The sequence below is a fragment of the Cytobacillus sp. FSL K6-0265 genome (assembly GCF_038003465.1).
Taxonomy (GTDB): Bacteria; Bacillota; Bacilli; order Bacillales; family Cytobacillaceae; genus Cytobacillus; species Cytobacillus stercorigallinarum.
The window spans coordinates 3,398,889-3,417,364 of the sequence record NZ_JBBOPE010000001.1; the positions used below are offsets into that span (position 1 = coordinate 3,398,889).

General features: G+C 36.4%; 15 protein-coding genes and 1 pseudogene. 5 read left to right on the forward strand and 11 right to left on the reverse strand.

All coding sequences use genetic code 11. The features are described 5' to 3' along the window. Positions 1-104: 104 nt before the first annotated feature. From pulA to thpR, 3 genes are all read right to left on the reverse strand, one after another. Positions 105-2,231, reverse strand: a complete 2,127-nt coding sequence (pulA, locus tag MHH73_RS17095) for a type I pullulanase (RefSeq protein WP_341068296.1) — start codon at positions 2,229-2,231, stop codon at positions 105-107. Positions 2,232-2,603: 372 nt separating this feature from the next. Continuing rightward, positions 2,604-3,554: an NERD domain-containing protein gene (locus tag MHH73_RS17100; RefSeq protein ID WP_191809857.1), complete on the reverse strand. Its 951-nt coding sequence runs from the start codon at positions 3,552-3,554 to the stop codon at positions 2,604-2,606. 12 nt (positions 3,555-3,566) lie between these two features. Then, complete coding sequence (thpR, locus tag MHH73_RS17105; protein WP_191809855.1) at positions 3,567-4,127, reverse strand: RNA 2',3'-cyclic phosphodiesterase; 561 nt, start codon at positions 4,125-4,127, stop codon at positions 3,567-3,569. 180 nt (positions 4,128-4,307) lie between these two features. Here thpR and cysK point away from each other — a divergent pair, with 180 nt between their 5' ends. Then, on the forward strand, positions 4,308-5,237 hold the full coding sequence (gene cysK, locus MHH73_RS17110) for a cysteine synthase A (RefSeq protein ID WP_191809853.1): 930 nt from the start codon (positions 4,308-4,310) through the stop codon (positions 5,235-5,237). Between the two features lie 136 nt (positions 5,238-5,373). Here cysK and MHH73_RS17115 read toward each other — a convergent pair whose 3' ends face one another. From MHH73_RS17115 to MHH73_RS17125, 3 genes and pseudogenes are all read right to left on the reverse strand, one after another. Then, on the reverse strand, positions 5,374-6,093 hold the full coding sequence (locus MHH73_RS17115; protein ID WP_191809851.1) for an alpha/beta fold hydrolase: 720 nt from the start codon (positions 6,091-6,093) through the stop codon (positions 5,374-5,376). A gap of 59 nt (positions 6,094-6,152) precedes the next feature. Then, a pseudogene (locus tag MHH73_RS17120) lies at positions 6,153-6,699 on the reverse strand (IS1595 family transposase); the annotation flags it as partial. A 170-nt stretch (positions 6,700-6,869) separates the two neighbouring features. Next, a complete protein-coding gene (locus tag MHH73_RS17125; protein ID WP_191809849.1) occupies positions 6,870-8,390 on the reverse strand; it encodes an MDR family MFS transporter in 1,521 nt (506 codons plus the stop codon). Positions 8,391-8,546: 156 nt separating this feature from the next. Here MHH73_RS17125 and MHH73_RS17130 point away from each other — a divergent pair, with 156 nt between their 5' ends. After that, positions 8,547-9,419: a TetR/AcrR family transcriptional regulator gene (locus MHH73_RS17130; RefSeq protein WP_191809847.1), complete on the forward strand. Its 873-nt coding sequence runs from the start codon at positions 8,547-8,549 to the stop codon at positions 9,417-9,419. A gap of 79 nt (positions 9,420-9,498) precedes the next feature. Here the strand turns inward: MHH73_RS17130 and MHH73_RS17135 are convergent, their stop codons facing one another. The 4 genes from MHH73_RS17135 to MHH73_RS17150 all read right to left on the reverse strand — a co-directional run bounded on the left by MHH73_RS17135 (position 9,499) and on the right by MHH73_RS17150 (position 15,507). Further along, a complete protein-coding gene (locus MHH73_RS17135) occupies positions 9,499-10,755 on the reverse strand; it encodes an MFS transporter (RefSeq protein ID WP_341068302.1) in 1,257 nt (418 codons plus the stop codon). Between the two features lie 24 nt (positions 10,756-10,779). Beyond that, positions 10,780-11,013 (reverse strand): hypothetical protein, encoded by a 234-nt coding sequence (locus MHH73_RS17140; RefSeq protein WP_191809842.1) that lies wholly within the window; start codon positions 11,011-11,013, stop codon positions 10,780-10,782. A 350-nt stretch (positions 11,014-11,363) separates the two neighbouring features. Next, a complete protein-coding gene (locus MHH73_RS17145; RefSeq protein WP_191809840.1) occupies positions 11,364-13,403 on the reverse strand; it encodes a catalase in 2,040 nt (679 codons plus the stop codon). A 166-nt stretch (positions 13,404-13,569) separates the two neighbouring features. After that, a complete protein-coding gene (locus MHH73_RS17150) occupies positions 13,570-15,507 on the reverse strand; it encodes an FUSC family protein (RefSeq protein ID WP_191809837.1) in 1,938 nt (645 codons plus the stop codon). A 241-nt stretch (positions 15,508-15,748) separates the two neighbouring features. Between MHH73_RS17150 and MHH73_RS17155 the strand changes: the two genes are divergently transcribed. The 3 genes from MHH73_RS17155 to MHH73_RS17165 are packed head-to-tail and all read left to right on the forward strand — an operon-like array spanning position 15,749 to position 17,229. Continuing rightward, positions 15,749-16,261 (forward strand): GNAT family N-acetyltransferase, encoded by a 513-nt coding sequence (locus MHH73_RS17155; protein WP_191809834.1) that lies wholly within the window; start codon positions 15,749-15,751, stop codon positions 16,259-16,261. Positions 16,262-16,283: 22 nt separating this feature from the next. Next, positions 16,284-16,775, forward strand: a complete 492-nt coding sequence (locus tag MHH73_RS17160; RefSeq protein ID WP_191809832.1) for a DinB family protein — start codon at positions 16,284-16,286, stop codon at positions 16,773-16,775. Then, positions 16,756-17,229 carry a GNAT family N-acetyltransferase gene (locus MHH73_RS17165; protein WP_191809830.1) on the forward strand — a complete coding sequence of 158 codons (474 nt, stop codon included), beginning with the start codon at positions 16,756-16,758 and terminating at the stop codon, positions 17,227-17,229. The genes MHH73_RS17160 and MHH73_RS17165 overlap by 20 nt, the downstream gene beginning before the upstream one ends. Before the next feature lie 44 nt (positions 17,230-17,273). Here MHH73_RS17165 and ytvI read toward each other — a convergent pair whose 3' ends face one another. Then, a complete protein-coding gene (gene ytvI / locus MHH73_RS17170) occupies positions 17,274-18,404 on the reverse strand; it encodes a sporulation integral membrane protein YtvI (protein ID WP_191809828.1) in 1,131 nt (376 codons plus the stop codon). Positions 18,405-18,476 lie beyond the last annotated feature (72 nt).

The following is an 18,476-nucleotide window of genomic DNA, read 5'->3' on the forward strand; positions in this document are numbered from 1 at the left end:
TATTAAACAATTTCTCACTTAAAATTTCATCTGAAAATAAAAATAGCTATTGATACAAATTCAACAATAGCTATCTTTATAAATTTTATCTCTTTCAAGAGTTTTTAGCAAGTTACTTTTTCCTGAACAAAACAATAGCAGGAAAATGGAGGCAAAGTCATATTAGAATAGTTACCTAACGAATGAGGAGAAGCTTGATTTTGAGTGACATAAAGCTGCCACTCCCCATTTGGTAAGGTAATCTTATATTCCTTTTCAGTTGGATTAAAATAACATAATACGTCATCATTAAATTTATGATGTGAAAGTAAATACGCCAGCAGTGGCTTTTCGATATCTAGAAAACTTACAGCTTCATTAATCAGCTTCGTACTAGATAAGCGTAAAATCGCATATTTTTTTCTAAAAGCAATTAACCCTTTTACATATTCCACATTCTCTTTATATTTACTCCTAGCCATCCAATCCAATTGATTCACACAATCTGGTGAACGGTAACTATTCCCTTCCCCTTTTTTTGTTCGAAAGAACTCTTGACCACTATGCAAGAAAGGGATTCCTTGTGCCAGAAGAACCATCGCTGTTGCTAATCGGTGTCTTAGTCGTTTACTTTCATCTGTATCTTCAGGAAAACATATATGGATTTTATCCCATAAAGTATGATTATCATGTACTTCTACATAATTTACCGTCTGAAATGGCTCGTTAAATATCCCTTGTTGACCAACGCTCCCCTTTAATACCGTTTTAGCTGTTTGATAGTAATAGTGATTACCAAGCGCATATCCACAATCGTATAGATTAAATGTATTCCCTTTTATTCCATCTCTAAACTGATCATTGAATTGTGCAATGGCACCAAGCCTATCTTGATTATGAATATTCGCTTTCTCTTCTTTAGCGAGAGGAGTATTTAAGTCCCAACCTTCACCAATCATAAGGATTGTCGAATCAATACTATCTAACGTTTCCCTAATAAGTTTCATCGTCTTCACATCTAAAATACCCATTAAGTCAAATCGAAAACCATCAACCTTAAAAGTGTTGGTCCAATAAGTAATCGAATCAACAATAAACTTTCTTACCATCTGCCTTTCAGATGCGATATCATTTCCGACACCTGTTCCATTTGATGGTGTCCCATTTAGATCATGTCTAAAATAATAGCCTGGAACAAATTTTTCAAAAGAGGAAGTTTCTCTTTCATACACATGATTATAAACAACATCTAAAATGACCCTCATCCCATTTTGATGAATGACATCAATGAGTTCGATTAATTCATTGATTCTTGTATAGGGAGCGGCAGGATTAGAGGCATAACTTCCTTGTGGCACATTAAAATGAAGAGGGTTATATCCCCAATTGTAACGATCATCTGGTCTTGTTTCGTCAACTCCCGCAAAATGATTCAATGGTAAAAATTCTATATGTGTTACACCTAATTCTTTCATATAATTGAGCGCTGTAGAATCTCCTTTTATGTTAGAAGTGTTCGCATCAGTTAAGCCTTTATATAAGCCTTTGTGGTGGACACCGCTATTTGGATGAATGGTCATATCACGAATATGCGTTTCGTAAATAATGGCATCTGTCATTATTGAGAAGGGTGGGCGGGCTGTTTTTGGATGTTTATATCGATTCTCATCAATAATGACACCTAAATGCCCATTCGGAGTAATTGCTTTTACATATGGGTCTACAGCTTCTCTCCAAACCCCGTTCACACATATGTGGTAGCAATAACGCCATTCATGCACATCCATTGAAACAGTAACCTGCCAAACGCCTTTTTGTTTCCTAATTAGATCAATCATTTCCGTTTCATCGCCATGCTGTAACTCTAATTGTAGGGCAGTTGCTGTTGGTGCCCATACTTTAAAAGTCGTAGCATGTGGCTGATATTCATATCCAAGAGATCCTTCGTATTTGAAGAGCTCATCAAATTCAGGTGTTCGTGTCACCGACCCAATATCAACCTCAATTACATCTCCATGCTCACTTTCTATATAACATATCACCCCAAATGGAAAAGGATGAGGAAAAGAACAATAGTATTTACGAAAATCATTAATTTCTTCTATTCCTTCTATCACAAGCTCGAATCTTTCATCACGATGGATATAAGTAAAACACTTTGACTGGCCTTGGTGATAATCATAAGGAAGTAATAAAGTGATTAAATCTACTCGATCTAAATACGCATAGAACGCTTTCTTACTATCATTCATATTACTCCCCCATCCCTTCATTTAATGGTTATGCTCTTTGCTAGTTCGGAAGTATCTTTTAGGTGTAGCTTCAAACGAGAAGCGCGAATGGAGATAGAAAGTCATGAAGTGTCGTCACTTCCTATACTCATGACGTTTGCGGAAATACATATGTAACGCCATCAAAAGTCTCAGGTTCGATTGTCGTTGGTTATAAACCGATTCACTTTATAGGTAACTTGGACAACAAATCATTAGCCCATATTATTTTTACAATCACAAATTGTGTGATTTAGTCCGCATACTTTTCTTGTATCAAACTCTCCTCCATTATCATCTATATTATTCAACAGTGATTTAAGTGCTTGTTTAGCCTAATAGACTTTCAAAATGTCACCCTTCTCCTATGTCACTCCATTCCGATCTTTCAAATGATATACTTTCCGCATAAGTCAATAAAGCTTGTGCTGCTAATAACTGCTGACTTTTTAGCGGTGCTTTTGTTTGTCTTTTATTTATGAACCAAGACTGATACGCTTTCCGATCAATTAAAGTAACATCAAATGGAACTGTAGGGTAATCAATATAGCCATCTCGGCAAAGAACGACCTTTTGAACAGGTAAAGTGACTACATGTTTGTCCAAAATTTTCTTGACTACTGCAGCTGTTCGGTTCAATGAGATCAATGGGTTTAAAATTTTCTGCTCATTTTCTTTTTTAGCTAACCAAAATCGACCACCACTTCCGGTATAAGCCGTTAATTCATCACCGTCTAAAAAATGAAGACAGATTACTTCTGTCGGTGTGAGAACTATTGTATCAAGAGAAACCGGTGCTTGACCTAGTTTTAGTATCGGCATAAAAAGGATAAGGAATGTATCAGGAAACCTTTGTAACAAGTATTTTAACTGTTCATTATAATAGTAACTTCTTGGTAAAGACGATTCAGAAAACAAGGTCGAGCTTGCCCACTTTAATTGTGTGCGAAATAATTGATCGAGGTACATTTGCTTAAGTTCTTTTGTTGAGGTAGGTCTCACATGATAGTCCGCGGTAAACGAAAAAGACTCTTCATTATGATTCGGTTCCTCTTCAGCCATCTCTTCTTCTATCATTGTCTCCTTGTTTCTTTTGACAATATTGAGCAACTTATCCTTCAAGCCTGGTTTATGATATTGAGATGGTTCTTCCTCTAAGAGTTGGGACTCTTTTCCTTCTTCTTCAAAACGAGTTAACAACAGTTCCCATTGTTGCTTTTTTAATTTTACAAATCTAGAGGGATATAAATAAATATTCTGCTCATATCGTGAAATACAATCGATAATTTTTATTAACTGCCCCACCCTACTACCCCCTTAACTTTTTAATGAGAATGTTGCTATTCTCTTATATTTTGGTTTTTCCTCTGTATTTACTTCATAAAGACCCACTTCAGTAGCTTCAAATGATAATGGTGTTTCCATAATAGATGGAAGATGTGTAAACTGATTTTCACCTTGCCACTTCTTAGCTAATGTAATATGTGGCGTAAAATTTCTTCTATCCCGTGGGAATCCATACTTTTCACAGACTTGAGTAACAATTGCTTGAATCTCATGTAATTGCTTTTCTTTATGTATATCACACCAGAGAATACGAGGGCGTTCCTTAAGCCCAAAAGTTTGCACACCTTCAAGATACAAGTTAAACGAGGAAATATTTTTTAGATCATTAACTAACAATCGGTTCATCTCGTCCAACACTTCTGAGGGAGCACTCCCTAAAAAAGCAAGAGTAATGTGATAATCACGTTCATGTACCCAATCTTTAAATGGGTAATTAGCCTCTATTTCTAGACATTTTTGCTTTATGATTAATTGTATATTTCTTGGTATACTAATCGCATAAAAGTAATGAGGACTTCTCTCTTTCTTCATCTCTATCCTCCCAATTCCTAATTGATCTATATCTATTTTATCAGAACAGATAAGAATTTCAGTATTTTTCCGTAGGTATGATGTCATGTTTGCCTTTAAGCAAATTCCTTTATAACGGATAGGTTAAATATGATATAACTATAATAAAGAGTAAAGCATTGAAGAAAGGATGCGACTTGAATGAAGGTTGTTGAAAACTTAGCGCAACTCATAGGCGACACCCCCCTATTGAAATTAAATAAAATTGGACCTGAAAATGGGGCTACTATTTATGGGAAACTAGAGTTTTTTAATCCTAGCAAAAGTGTAAAGGACCGAGCAGCATATAATATGATTCTACAAGCTGAACAAGCAGGGGTATTAAAACCAGGGGCTACCATTATTGAACCAACGAGCGGAAATACAGGCATAGGTCTAGCAATGAATGCGGCCGCTAAAGGATATAAAAGCATACTAGTAATGCCCGATACGATGACGAAAGAAAGAATCAATTTATTAAAGGCGTACGGTGCAGAAGTGGTTCTCACACCTGGTGATGAAAAAATGCCTGGGTCAATCAGAAAAGCAAAAGAATTAGCTAAACAAATTCCTAATAGCTTTATCCCTATGCAATTTGAAAATAATGCTAACCCTGATGCCCATAGGCATTCAACCGCTATTGAAATTATTGACGGGATGAAACAAATAGGTAAGAGTTTGTCTGCTTTCGTTGCTACTGCAGGGACAGGGGGAACCATTACAGGCACAGGGGAAGTATTGAAAGATTATTATGAGGGGCTCCAAATCCACGTTGTAGAGCCAAAAGGTTCGCCTGTGCTTTCCGGTGGAGAACCAGGTAAACATAAATTAGTAGGGACAAGTCCTGGCTTTATACCAGATATCTTAAATACAAATGTCTATGATGAAATACATCAAATCACAGACGAAGACGCGTATCAAACAACAAGAGAACTCGCACGAAAAGAGGGAATTCTTGTTGGCCCATCTTCAGGGGCAGCCTGTTTTGCAGCGATTCAAGTCGCAAAAAGGTTATCACCAGAAGATGTCGTTGTATTCATTGTTTGTGACACAGGTGAACGATATTTATCAAGTGATTTATTTAAAAATTAAGCTATGTTAAATGATAATTTTGATATTATAAAATATACAAGGGAACTCCATATTTATCTCGGAGTTCCCTTTAAGTTCAAGAAGATTAAATAAATAAGTAATCGACTTTCTAAGCAGAATGTAAATTATATTACTTTTACAGACTGATAATATTGTTAAGAAATGTATGTAAAGTTTTAGTATATAAATCTGGTTGTTCCCTATGTACCAAGTGACCAGAAAAAGGAATAACAGATATATTAATATTATCATTTAATTGCTTGTAGGTTATAGCGGCGGAAACTTCTATTTCTTGCTTTTCGCCAACAATACATAATGTTGGGATTTTGATATCAGATACATCACCTGTTTTATCAAAGGGGTAGAAATCTTCACCATTGAAGGATTGAAGTAACAATTTCCAATCATTTTCTCCGTGAATTTCGTTTAAGAATGATACGGCTTCTTCGTTATTAAACAATTGTTCATAGGATGCAGCTTCTTCTCTTGAAAGTTCTGTCCAATTATCAGGTTCTACTGGAAATATCCCAGAAAAGCTGAGAGACTTAACCTTATTAGGATATACTTTAGCAAAAAGCAAAGCAGCGACTCCACCTATTGAAACTCCTGCAATATGACATTGTTCAATATTCAGAAATTCCAAGGTGTCATTTAAATCTTTCACACAACGACTAAAGTAATTATCGATTTCTCCAACAGACTTTCCGTGTCCTCTTAAATCAGGTCTAATTACTTTAAAGTTCCTAGCTGAAAAGTATTCACTTTGTTCCTGATACTCGGTCAAGCCAGTCATTCCTCCAGAGTGAATGAGAACTAAGGGTTCGCCTTCACCTGTAATATTTGTATGTAAAATCATATAATCCCCCCACCTCTTTGTTTAATTAATATTTCCTATAACGAAATAAGCTTCGGTACTCATTTGGAAAATTCTGATATCCAAAGTTTATCATAGGTAGCATCCGTTGAAAACAGACAACCTTCAACAATCATCTTGCTAACCGTCGTGTCGTCATTTCGATGTTTAATTGGTCTAGAAATTGAAACCAACTCAAATAATGGTCAAGGTATTTCGTTGCCACGCCATTAAACCGATCTATCCAGCCCTTCGAACGACTGTGATAACTATTCACATTTTGGATATGATAAACGCCTCGGACACGTCTTTTCTTTTACGTAAGTCATACATGCCCGCCAAGCATCGGTAGATTTTGCAGGAGACAGTTTAGTGCCAATTGCCTCTTCCAGTCGGGATTTTACAATTCGACCCTGACCAACGACCTTCGAATACGTTTCCTTCTGACGGTCTCTTACAATCAATATACAAACTTGTTCTTTACTAATACCTCGTTTACGAGCCTTTCGACCATCAATTTTGCGTTTCCCTTTTTCCAAGTACAGAAAATAAGTCTCATCCATTTCCACGATACCTGCAAAATCTGTCAAAACCCATTTGTTTAATGGCTATTTACCTTTTAGCAATGTTCTATAGTCTTTCATTGAATACCTTGTTGTTTCCTTAGGAATTGAACACAATATTGTACCAACTTAGCCATGGTAGAAGTTCGATTAATATTGAATTTTATCCAAATCCAGTATTTAAAAAAGGCCACTCGATTTCGAATGGCCTTTCTCTTATACTTCTGCACTCACTGGTTTTGAATGTCTATTGTCTTCCTCTTCTTCTAACTTACGTACCGCTTCCTCACTTGTATCCACTCGTTTGATAAAAAATACGAGTATAAGTGCAACGATATTAATAACTAGTGATACATAGAAGGCATATTGGATACCTGCTAGTAACGCTTGTTGAGTAACTGCAGCAGTAGTTGCTTCAGTCATTGTTGTAGGGTCTACCCCTGTCATTAAGCTTTCTGCTTTTGATTGTGTGACGCTATTCATAATCGTTACTAATATAGCTGTACCAATTGAACCCGAAACTTGTTGAGCTGTGTTATTTATTGCTGTTCCATGTGGATTTAAGCGATTTGGAATTTGGTTCATACCATTTGTCATAATTGGCATCATAACCATTGACATACCAAACATTCTCAACGCATAGATAATGACAATATGACTATAGGATGTGTCAATTTGTAAATTAGCTAACATATAAGTTGAAATAGCTGTGACTATTAAACCAACAGCAGCTAATATACGTGGTCCAAATTTATCAAATAACTTACCAGTGATTGGTGACATAATTCCCATCACAATCGCTCCTGGAAGCATTAACAGTCCAGAATCAAGCGGCGATATGCCACGAACACTCTGAACATACGCAGGCGTTAAGATCATACCTGAAAACATTGCTACCGCATTGACAATTGCAATCACTGACCCTAGTGCAAACATCGGATATTTATATACACGTAAATCCAATAACGGTTTTTCCATTGTCAGTTGGCGAATAATAAAGAGAATCAATGAAATGCCACCAACAATTAAAGTCGTTAGTACCCATGTATCTGTCCAACCATCAGCACTAGCAGAACTAAACCCGTAAAGCAAGCCACCGAAACCTAAACAAGATAGCACGACTGATAAATAATCAAGTTGCACATTTTTATTTTGAGGCATAACGTTCTCTAACTTCCAAATAGAAAGTAATAAGCTGATGATTGCTAATGGTAAGATCATCTCAAAAAGAACACGCCAATCATAATATTGAACAATATATCCAGATAAAGTCGGACCAATGGCTGGTGCAGTAATCATAACTAACCCGAACACACCCATTGCAGTACCGCGTTTCTCACGAGGAAAACTAACTAGCATGACGTTCATTAATAAAGGCCCCATAACTGATGCACCTGCAGCCTGAACCATACGGCCTGCTAGTAACATAGCAAAGTTTGGTGCAAAAGCAGCCATCGCTGTACCAATTGTAAAGACAGACATACAGAAAATAAATAAGCTACGATTTTTAAAACGTGTCAGTAAGAATGCTGAAGCAGGAACAAGCACGCCACTAACTAGCATATACCCAGTTGCCAGCCACTGTACTGTAGAATAATCATCTACATTTAAGTCGACCATAATACTTGGCAATGCCACATTTAATAATGAATTATTTAAGAAAGACACAAACGCACCGACAAATAATACAGCAAGCATTAAATACGGGGGTTTTTGAGGTTGTAAACTTGAATCCATACTTTCTCATCCTTTTTATTTTTTTTATTTCGAGTACTGAACCATTTTAAACCCAAAGTATAAATTGGTCAACATATTTATACTTTGGGTTTAATTACGTTGTATTTCTCCTCTTAAGAATTTATAATGAAAGCCATAAGGGTGGGGGAATACACGATGAATAACAAGAAGAAGAAAGTGGCAGATGCAGCGTTGAAATTGTTTCAAGAAAAGGGGATTCAACAAACATCTGTACAAGACATTATTGATTCAGCAAATATTTCCAAAGGGACATTTTACAATTATTTCGCCACAAAAAATGATTGTATCGCTGAGATATTAGAGGATTTGCGCTATGAAGCAAGCCAAAGGAGAATTGCTCTACAAGTGGGGAAAGATGCACAAGATAGAGACGTTTTTATTGATCAAATCTCTCTTTTATACACATTTCAAGAAGCCAGTAATCTTCATCGATTATTTGAAGCGATATTGCATTCCAATGAAAAGGATTTAAAAAAACTCGTATTACAACATAGAGTGTACGATATGGAATGGTTAACTTCTAGAGTGATTGAGGTATTTGGAGAAGACACTAGAGATTATGCGTTTGAAGGAGTGGTCTTATTCACTGGAATGCTCCAACACCTTCTCTTTGTGAAAAGAATTACGAATAATGTCTATGACTTAAAACAACTGATTGATGTGACACTCTCTTATTTAGAGATGCTTTTACAAACGATGAAATCTAGTGGCGTTTCTCTTCTCAATTATTCAGCCATTGATCAGCTAAGAACCCATATAAATAAACGGATCATCAAAATTGAGGAAATTTTTGAGTTTGCTCAGCAATTGCAAGAACAGCACCAATTTGATGAAGATCAACAAGATTTATTTGATGCGATATTAACAGAATTAAGAGCTGACCGAATTCGCAAGCCTGTTCTGTTACCTTTACTCAAACCGTTCCAAACCTCACTAGACAAGACGGAAATCGAATTACAAGCTCATACATTTATAAATTTAATTTGGTACTATTTACAAACAAAATAAACATAGCTTGGACAGTTTTGCTTTTGTCTAAAATAACCACGAGCCAAATGAATTTTGGTCCGTGGTTATTCATTTGCCATTAGCTATTTGTTTTTGCTAACTTTGGCCAGAAGACAATCGGTACTAAAACGAATGAAATCAATCCACCCACTATACTTAAAGTAGCGTAACTAGAATGAGCAACAACCATGCCCGAAAGCAATCCACCTGTCGCACCTGATAGGGCAATAAATACATCTACTTTTCCTTGAATATGCGCTCTGTTGTCATTGGTTGTTCCATCAACAATTAAAGTCGTTCCGCTAATTAAACCGAAGTTCCAGCCTAACCCTAATAAAGCTAAAGCTAAGATTAATCCAAATAAAGAATCTTCAGGCACACTAGCAGCGGTAATTCCGGATAACAACAATGTCACACCTGCGGCGATAGCCATAAAATATCTACCTAATCGATCAACTAGTACACCTGTAAATAGAGATGGTAAATACATCGCACCAATATGAACGCCAATCACCACTCCGATCGCTTGTAGTGTATGACCATGATGGAGCATATGAACAGGGGTCATCGTCATAATCGCTACCATAATTAACTGTGTTAGAATCATTACTGTTGCTCCAACAACAATATGATAGTTATTTACTCTATTGGTGGCAATAACAGCACTACTCTTTTGTTTTTCTTCTTCAGCTACCCATTGCTTCGCTAAAATAAAAGGGTCTGGGCGCAATAAAATAAACAACACTATCCCGGCCACTATGTATGCCAGAGCAGATAATAAAAACGGGCCAGCTAAAGGAGGAATCGTTAATCGACTTGCCACCTCTCCCATAGTGTTAACTAAATTGGGCCCTAATACTGCTCCAAATGTGGTCATCACCATGGTCAAACTAACTGCTTTTCCCCTTTGATTCTCATTAGCCAAATCACTGCCGGCATACCTCGCTTGTAAATTGGTTGCCGTACCTGCACCATAAAGAAATAAAAAAAAGAATAATAGATAAATATTCTGTAATATAGCTGCCAACACAACCCCTAATGCTCCTAATCCACCAACAATAAAACCTATAGTCAGTCCAATTCTTCTGCCGTAATGTTGAGATGTTTTCCCTACTATAAACGCAGTCACTGCTGATCCAATCGTAAATAAAGCTGTTGGCAAGCCTGCATATGAAGCCGTACCTAGAATATCCTCTGCTAATAACGCTCCTACCGTAATCCCTGCAGCCAAACCTGCTCCACCAAACAACTGAGAAATACTAACAACCGTTAATGTTCTTTTATATAATCTATCTCTCTCACTCTCATTATAACTCGATTGAATCGCTTCTCCCATTTCTTCCCCTCACTTTGTTGGACCTTATATTTCTTGATTTTGAAGTTTTCTTTGTACTGCATCCTTAATAAACTGTTGACAGCTTTCAGATAAAAGTGACTTATTCGGATGAATCATATCACCATATATGTTATTCCCTAGAACTCTTACTTCTCCTGCAAATGGTTGATCGGTTTGTGCATCGAACCCTTGTAGGACAATATAAATAGATTGTCCCCTCCTTGCAAAATCAATGATAGACATTTGATGTTCACTCAATTTTATTCCCATCCCCTCTTGTATTAATCATTAATGATTAGTTTACTCTATTTCTGACACATAGGATTAATTATTTGATTAATCATTCAGCTAGTAAATGCTTTACTCACATCTTATTTTAAGCATAAAAAGTTATACATCCGTTTATTTTAATAGAAGTATTTTCAAGTTACTATCTAGACTGTATCTAATAGATAAGAAAAGATATAAGAACAGAATAGAGTGGACACTATTTCAAAAACAACACCGTATTATAGCAAAGATGATGCCTATAGATAGATTTACTATTCATAGCTCACAAAAAAACAGAGACACCATTAAATGACATCTCTGTTTTCCTTCTTATCTCATTATACTTGCGAACGATTCCAAAATCTGTGAGCTGACAAAGCATCAACGATTTGTTTTGCAAAATCATTACCTGCTTGTTCCTCTAGTAAAATCCCTTCTTCACTAGGATAATCTAAATCTTTAATCCAATAGATAGCATCTCCAGTTGCAGCGATTGGTTTGAAGTGTTGGTAGGCTTCATCTATAAACAGCAAGGCATCATGCTTAAATGTTGCATCAACCTTATCACTACCAATGAGATACACACCATCAAATACGACTGAGCTGTCACTAGCAAATGTATGTTTTGCTTGTACCTCAACTCCCCCACTACCTCTAATAGTGCCAAGACGGTCACTTACAATACATGGGTTCACACCAGCTTCTTGCAAATCATTGAGGATTGACTTTACTTTTTCTCCATCAAACCCATCTGTTACAATGATAGCTAATTTACGTGTAGCGGCTGAAAAGATTGTGTTTTGTTGACTTAGTGCAGGCGAGGATTTCGTTGTCATTGTTTCATTATTTCCAACTGCATCTACACCCACTTTTTCAGCAATGCGATTAGCAAGATTACTATTTACGTGACTAAACATTTCAACTACTCGCTCTTTCACACCTTGACTTTCCACTTTACTCAATTCGAATTGGAAAGCACTTATCGTATGTTCTTTTTCAATATCACTCAAGCTATTCCAGTACAGTGTAGCTTGACTAAAGTGATCTTTAAAGCTGTCACTTCGTTCTCTAATTTTTCGACCTTCTACTTTTTCTTGATAGTGAGCATAACCGCCTTCAGATTCTTCAACCGTATTTGGTGAACCATTTGCTAGTCTATTATTATGATAAGCAACTTGTCCTGTATTAATCGTTTGGCGGCCATACCCGTCTCTTTGATTATTGTGGAAAGGGCAAACTGGTCTATTAATAGGTAGCTCATGAAAATTCGGACCACCTAAACGAATTAATTGGGTATCTGTATAGGAAAATAATCTTGCTTGTAATAAAGGATCATTCGTAAAGTCAATACCAGGTACAACATTTCCAACCTGGAAGGCAACTTGTTCTGTTTCAGCAAACACATTGTCTACATTGCGATTCAGTGTCATTTTACCAATTTTACGAACAGGAATCTCTTCCTCTGGCCAAATTTTCGTTGGATCCAGAATGTCGAAATCAAAAGAAAATTCATCCTTCTCTTCTAAAATTTGTACACCAAGTTCGTATTCAGCATAGTCGCCTGCTTCGATAGATTCCCATAAATCACGACGATTGAAATCAGGGTCTTTTCCTCCTAATTTTTGTGCTTCATCCCAAACGAGTGAATGTGTACCTAATACTGGTTTCCAGTGAAACTTAACAAAGTGACCTTCGCCTTTATCATTAACCAATCTAAATGTATGAACGCCGAACCCTTCCATTGTACGATAACTTCGTGGAATACCACGGTCACTCATCACCCACATAACCATATGGGCAGATTCCTGATTTTGTGAGACCCAATCCCAAAATGTATCATGTGCAGACGCAGCTTGTGGCATTTCATTATGCGGTTCAGGTTTGACCGCATGAATTAAGTCAGGAAATTTAATTCCATCTTGAATAAAAAACACAGGAATATTATTACCTACTAAATCATAATTTCCTTCTTCTGTATAAAATTTCGTTGCAAATCCCCTGGCATCTCTTGGCGTATCAAGTGAACCACGCGAACCAACAACTGTTGAAAACCGGACAAAAACAGGCGTGGTCGTATGAGGATTCGTTAGAAATTTCGCTTTCGTGAATGCCTTCATAGAATCATCATAGACTTGAAATTCACCGTGAGCACCAAATCCCCTGGCATGAACGACACGCTCTGGAATCCTTTCATGGTCAAAATGTGTTAACTTCTCACGTAAATGAAAATCCTCTAATAATGTTGGACCCCTTGTACCAGCTTTTAAAGAATGATCATCTTCTGAAAGTTTTACTCCTCCGTTTGTTGTTAAATCTTTATCCTCATTATCATTACTTCTAAAATGTTCAAGTTGTTGGTCTTTATCATTTTTAGACATAGCGATTCTCTCCTTTTATTATGTAATTATTTTTAAGGAATGGTTGTTTCTATTTACCCTCCATATTCTTTCTAAAACAAAAACAATCATTTTTTTAATAATAATTACAAAAAAAGATGGAATCGATATACAAACATACTAGCGTTTTATCATTCAAAAAAGCACCCTATGATGGATGCTTTTCTTCGTGCATTTGTAATGATTTTTGAAGATGAATCATGTCATTTTTCAAGTTAGACAAACCTTCCATTTTAGGAAAGGAGAAATTTGCTGGGGCATGTTCTCGGTACGCTGCGTTAGCTAAAGATTCATAAGAATACAAGAGTCGCGCTAAAGCTTCATCAGATAATTTCACCTGCTTATCTTTCTCTTCTGCTGTTTTTTCAAGAAAATAGGTGATTTGTTCTAACCAAAAGACAACTGGCCAATAATAGGTTAACGCGCCGCGATCGATGGGGATTTCACCTGCTGCTGTATTGTATACTGTCTTTAAGCCTTGAATGTTTGTTTTCAATTTAGACAGTTCTCTTTCTGATTCATGGCTATCTTTTGTATGGTTCGAAAACATTGTAAACATGAGCTGGGCTTGACTACGAATTGTTTTTGAAATGAAATGGGGTAGCCTACTAGAGGCTGAGCTCCTCCCAATAATTAAAACACCTAATAACCCAATGATACTACCTATAAAAACATCAATTATTCTTGCTTGAGCGAAATAAGTAAACGCAAAATCACCTGGGGTTACTGTTTCTGCCATTAACAATGCATTAGGTGTAAAAAAGATTGCTGCCAATCCATAGTTTTTCACAATAAATAATTCTGTAATAAAGGTAAGTAAAAAGATTAATATGGCGATGACAAGTCCTGTAGGATGAAAACTAAGTATAAGACTAGCGATTAAGATTCCAACTATTGTACCAATTCCACGTTGAATTGCACGATGATAAGTGGCAACAACTGTTGCTCCAGACATAACAGCTACACAAGAGAGAGGGACCCAGAATGAACGTTCAAAATGAAATTGATAAGCGATAATTCCTGCAATAATCGTCATAATTCCAATTCTAATCGCAGAGAGTAAGACAATCGAGTTCTTATCAAATGAATGAAGTAAAGCTTTTCTGACAGTGGGTTTAGAAAGTTCTATTTCTTCTTTCACATGAGAAGAAATATCTTCCGTATCCCAATCGATACGTTTAATAATTGCGTATAATTGTTTATATTTCGCGTGCCAGCCTCTTACTTCATCTTCTTCGATTTCTATTATATTCAATCTACTTTTATCAACTGAATTCGTTAAAACTTGAAGCTGTTCTATTAATTGTTGCGGTGGCGCTGTTTTTTCATTGGAAAAGTTTTTAATCACCTCTAGAAAAATGTGATTCAAATGATCATTTAACACATATAAACGATCATATCTCTTCTGCCTTCTAAGAGGTAAATAGCCAGCAATTAAGATATCCTCGACATCATTTAAGGAGGACATCACTTTATACCTTTGTTCATCAAACTGCTCTGTAGCAATACTTTTTATCAAAATGGTTAATTCATTATAAGCTCTCTTAACGACATCCGTTTCAGGTCCAAAAGGATTCACAAACCAGCCTGCCATCGCAATTAACCACGAAAATGCTCCGCCCAAAAACACCAATCCAGCACGTTGAAACGCTAATTCAGGCGCTACAGGCATACCAGAAGTCATGGCAAAAATTAATACAAAAAAGATCGCACTTGGTCCCGTAAACCGTAACGCACCAAAGACAAACGTAGCTATTGCAGCAATTATACCCATAATAATCGCAACAGCAAGCGGAAACGGCGCAGCAATTGTACCTAAGAACGAAGATAACGTAATACCTATCACAACGAAAAATAGTTTTTTCGCTCTTTGGGCATATGGAATATTAAATACATAAAGATAGGTAAACCCGCCCATACCTGTTAATAAGCCATACTCTAGCTCTCCAAAAAGGATACCAATAATCACCGGAAGCCCTGCAGCTAACCCAGCTAGAAAAGCCTTTACCCATGGAAAAGGTTTTTTGTTCACCTTTAGAGCTTGTTGAAAAAGCGATACATTCTCCCTATCTGTATTTCCACTCATTTACAAAACCTCACTTACAACCTTAAAATAAAAACAATAAAGAGCATCTATTCATACTAGATGCCCATGTTCTATAGAACATAAATAAATTCCTATAAAAAGGAATTTTTCCGCCTAAATATTAGTATACCATATTGCCAAAATACTTATGTGGCAATCGTACGGGTGCTATTCACTTTGCAATTTATGAGAATATTTCGTATAATTTCATTGATTGTATCAAAAGTAAGGAGTGTGGTAGTTGTTGAAAGTACATCAAGCGTTGTTAGCTGATCTAGATGATATACTTACTTTGGAGAAAAGTATCGTTGAAGAAAATCGATTTTTCATTACTACGAACGAAGAATTTTCAGCAAATATAGATGAAGAAAGAAAGAAATTATCTGCCATCCTTACACAAAGTGAAAAAAATGCGGTTGCCTTTGTCGCTAAATCAGATAACAGTGTCGTTGGATGTATTATATTTCGCTCATCATCCATTGCACGACTAGCTCACCATGGTAGTTTTAGTATATATGTTGACTCAAGCTATCGTAAAAAGGGCATTGGTGTACAATTATTGCAAACACTGATCAAATGGGCTGAAGAACACCCGGTCATTGAAAAATTATGCTTAGGAGTGTTTTCGACTAATCAACCGGCTATCCATCTCTATCAAAAGATGGGATTTGTGGAAGAAGGACGAAAAATAAAAGATATTAAGCTTAGTGATGATGAGTATGTGGACGATGTTTTAATGTATAAGATGGTTTAACGAATATTACGAGGTGATTCTGTTGATAAAACGTCATACTATTCTTTTTAATCAATTACACACGTATCGTGAGGAAGTACTAGCAATCGTCAAAGATGTATCTGCAGAACAAGCAGAAATCATTCCTTCCGGTTTTCGCAATAACATCAGATGGCATATGGGGCATATTTATCTTGATCAATTTTTATGGATACAATCGTTAACTAAGGAAGCCATCATAGACTTATCAACGTTTCAATCTTTCTTTGGTTTCGGTACAACACCAGCTGATTTCAACGAACACACACCATCTTATGAAAATCTTATCGGATTACTTCGTGAGCAGCCGACTGTAATTGAACATCATTATGGTGACATCTTAAATCGCGAATATCAGCCAATCGATATGGGTATGTGCACAATTGAGGATGTTCTCATCAGAACGATCTTTCATGAGGGAATCCATATGCAATCAATCAATATAATTAACCGTTTAATTAAGGAAGGTTCCTATGATGAATATCCGAAAAATTAAGCAGGAAGATAACTTAAAGGTTGCAGCAATAATAAAAGAAGCATTAGAGTCAGCTAATTTAGCTATTCCAGGAACGGCTTACTATGATCCTCAATTAGATTCACTCCATCAATACTATAAAGAAACCCCAGGCTCATCTTATTGGATTGTTGAAATGGAAAAAGAAATCATTGGAGGTATCGGCATTGCTCCTTTTGACTTAGACGAAGGAATATGTGAATTACAAAAACTATATGTATCACCAAAAGCTAAAGGACTCGGCTTATCGAAAAAGCTAATGGATACAGCACTCACCTTCGCAAAACAACATTATCAATATTGTTATTTAGAAACACACCATACACTAACAATTGCAGATCGCCTTTATCAATCATATGGTTTTGAATTACTTCATGAACCACTAAAAGGGTCTGAACATTCAGCCATGAATCGTTGGTACATAAAATCACTGTAAATGAAAAAACGAACAAAATTGTTCGTTTTTTCTATTTCACCAGCCTAACCAGCTTTTTCATTCTTAAACCCATCTCTTATAAAGTAATAAATACTATGTGTAATCTTTATATCGTGAAGAATGATAAGTAAAACAAGTGTTACTGGACCAATAAATAAGCCAAATGCTCCAAATAATTGAAGACCGACAAAAAGAGAGATTAACACAGCAACCGGATTTAAATCCATGCTGCTCGATAAAACTTTGGGCTCTAATAATTGTCTTACGACTAATGTCACGCCATAAACAATGGCAATGCCAATCCCAAGTCTAACATCTCCTGTAATGAAAAGATAAACACTCCAAGGAATGAGGATGGTCCCTGTGCCTAAATATGGTAGAAGTTCTGCGATTCCTATAATGACCGCGAGTGTAAATATATTTTCTACTCGCAAAATAGCAAGACCAATGAAGACAATGATTCCTGTTGCAATCATTAAAATAAACTGCGCTCGTATAAAACCAAACAGTCGGTTTCTTATGGCCACGTTAAATTCTTTTGCCTTTACTCTCATACGAAATGGAAGAATTTTTCTAAAAAAGCTTCTGTATTGTCCCCAATCTTTCCCCATAAAGTAAATGCTTAATAAGAAAAAAATAAAGGCAACAAAAAATGTGGGCAAGCTGAGTAGCAATTGAGATAACCGATCAACAATCCCTTGCCCAGCATCACCTAAAATAGAACCCAGCTGTGAACCAAGTTCCATAATCCCCTGCTTCATTGCCTGATTATTACCCGAACCAATTGAGTTAAATAACCCTGACGCATCTTGCCAAAAAGGTAAAACAACCGTATTAAAAAAGTGTTGCACATTAATAGAAGCGCCCTCAATCCAGTCAGGGATTTGCAAGAAAAAGTTTTTAAAATTGGCGATTAGTAAGAACAATATGCCAGTAATCATACCGCATATGACAAGAACACCGCCTAACAAGCCAACGAAGCTTGCCCATCCTGAAGAAAAGCGTAATTTACTTTGTAATAACCGGACGACGGGCTGTAAAAACCAGGCAAATAAGGCAGCCAACCAGAAAGGATAGGTAAGGGTGAATGTTTTTATGATGAACCACCCGAGCAACACCAAAGTAAGTATAAGCATGCCAGCTCGTACAATCATCCAAGCATGACTTTTTTTCATAAAACATCCTCTTTTCATTCAATTCTACTGTTTACTCTATGTCATAATTATATACTAGTCCACTGAAAGAAC

Excerpts from the sequence above, each read along its gene's own strand:
- pulA (WP_341068296.1), bottom strand. The coding sequence starts at position 2,231 with ATGAATGATAGTAAGAAAGCGTTCTATGCGTATTTAGATCGAGTAGAT.
- thpR (WP_191809855.1), bottom strand. The coding sequence starts at position 4,127 with ATGAAGAAAGAGAGAAGTCCTCATTACTTTTATGCGATTAGTATACCA.
- cysK (WP_191809853.1), top strand. The coding sequence starts at position 4,308 with ATGAAGGTTGTTGAAAACTTAGCGCAACTCATAGGCGACACCCCCCTA.
- MHH73_RS17115 (WP_191809851.1), bottom strand. The coding sequence starts at position 6,093 with ATGATTTTACATACAAATATTACAGGTGAAGGCGAACCCTTAGTTCTC.
- MHH73_RS17125 (WP_191809849.1), bottom strand. The coding sequence starts at position 8,390 with ATGGATTCAAGTTTACAACCTCAAAAACCCCCGTATTTAATGCTTGCT.
- MHH73_RS17130 (WP_191809847.1), top strand. The coding sequence starts at position 8,547 with ATGAATAACAAGAAGAAGAAAGTGGCAGATGCAGCGTTGAAATTGTTT.
- MHH73_RS17135 (WP_341068302.1), bottom strand. The coding sequence starts at position 10,755 with ATGGGAGAAGCGATTCAATCGAGTTATAATGAGAGTGAGAGAGATAGA.
- MHH73_RS17145 (WP_191809840.1), bottom strand. The coding sequence starts at position 13,403 with ATGTCTAAAAATGATAAAGACCAACAACTTGAACATTTTAGAAGTAAT.
- MHH73_RS17150 (WP_191809837.1), bottom strand. The coding sequence starts at position 15,507 with ATGAGTGGAAATACAGATAGGGAGAATGTATCGCTTTTTCAACAAGCT.
- MHH73_RS17165 (WP_191809830.1), top strand. The coding sequence starts at position 16,756 with ATGAATATCCGAAAAATTAAGCAGGAAGATAACTTAAAGGTTGCAGCA.
- ytvI (WP_191809828.1), bottom strand. The coding sequence starts at position 18,404 with ATGAAAAAAAGTCATGCTTGGATGATTGTACGAGCTGGCATGCTTATA.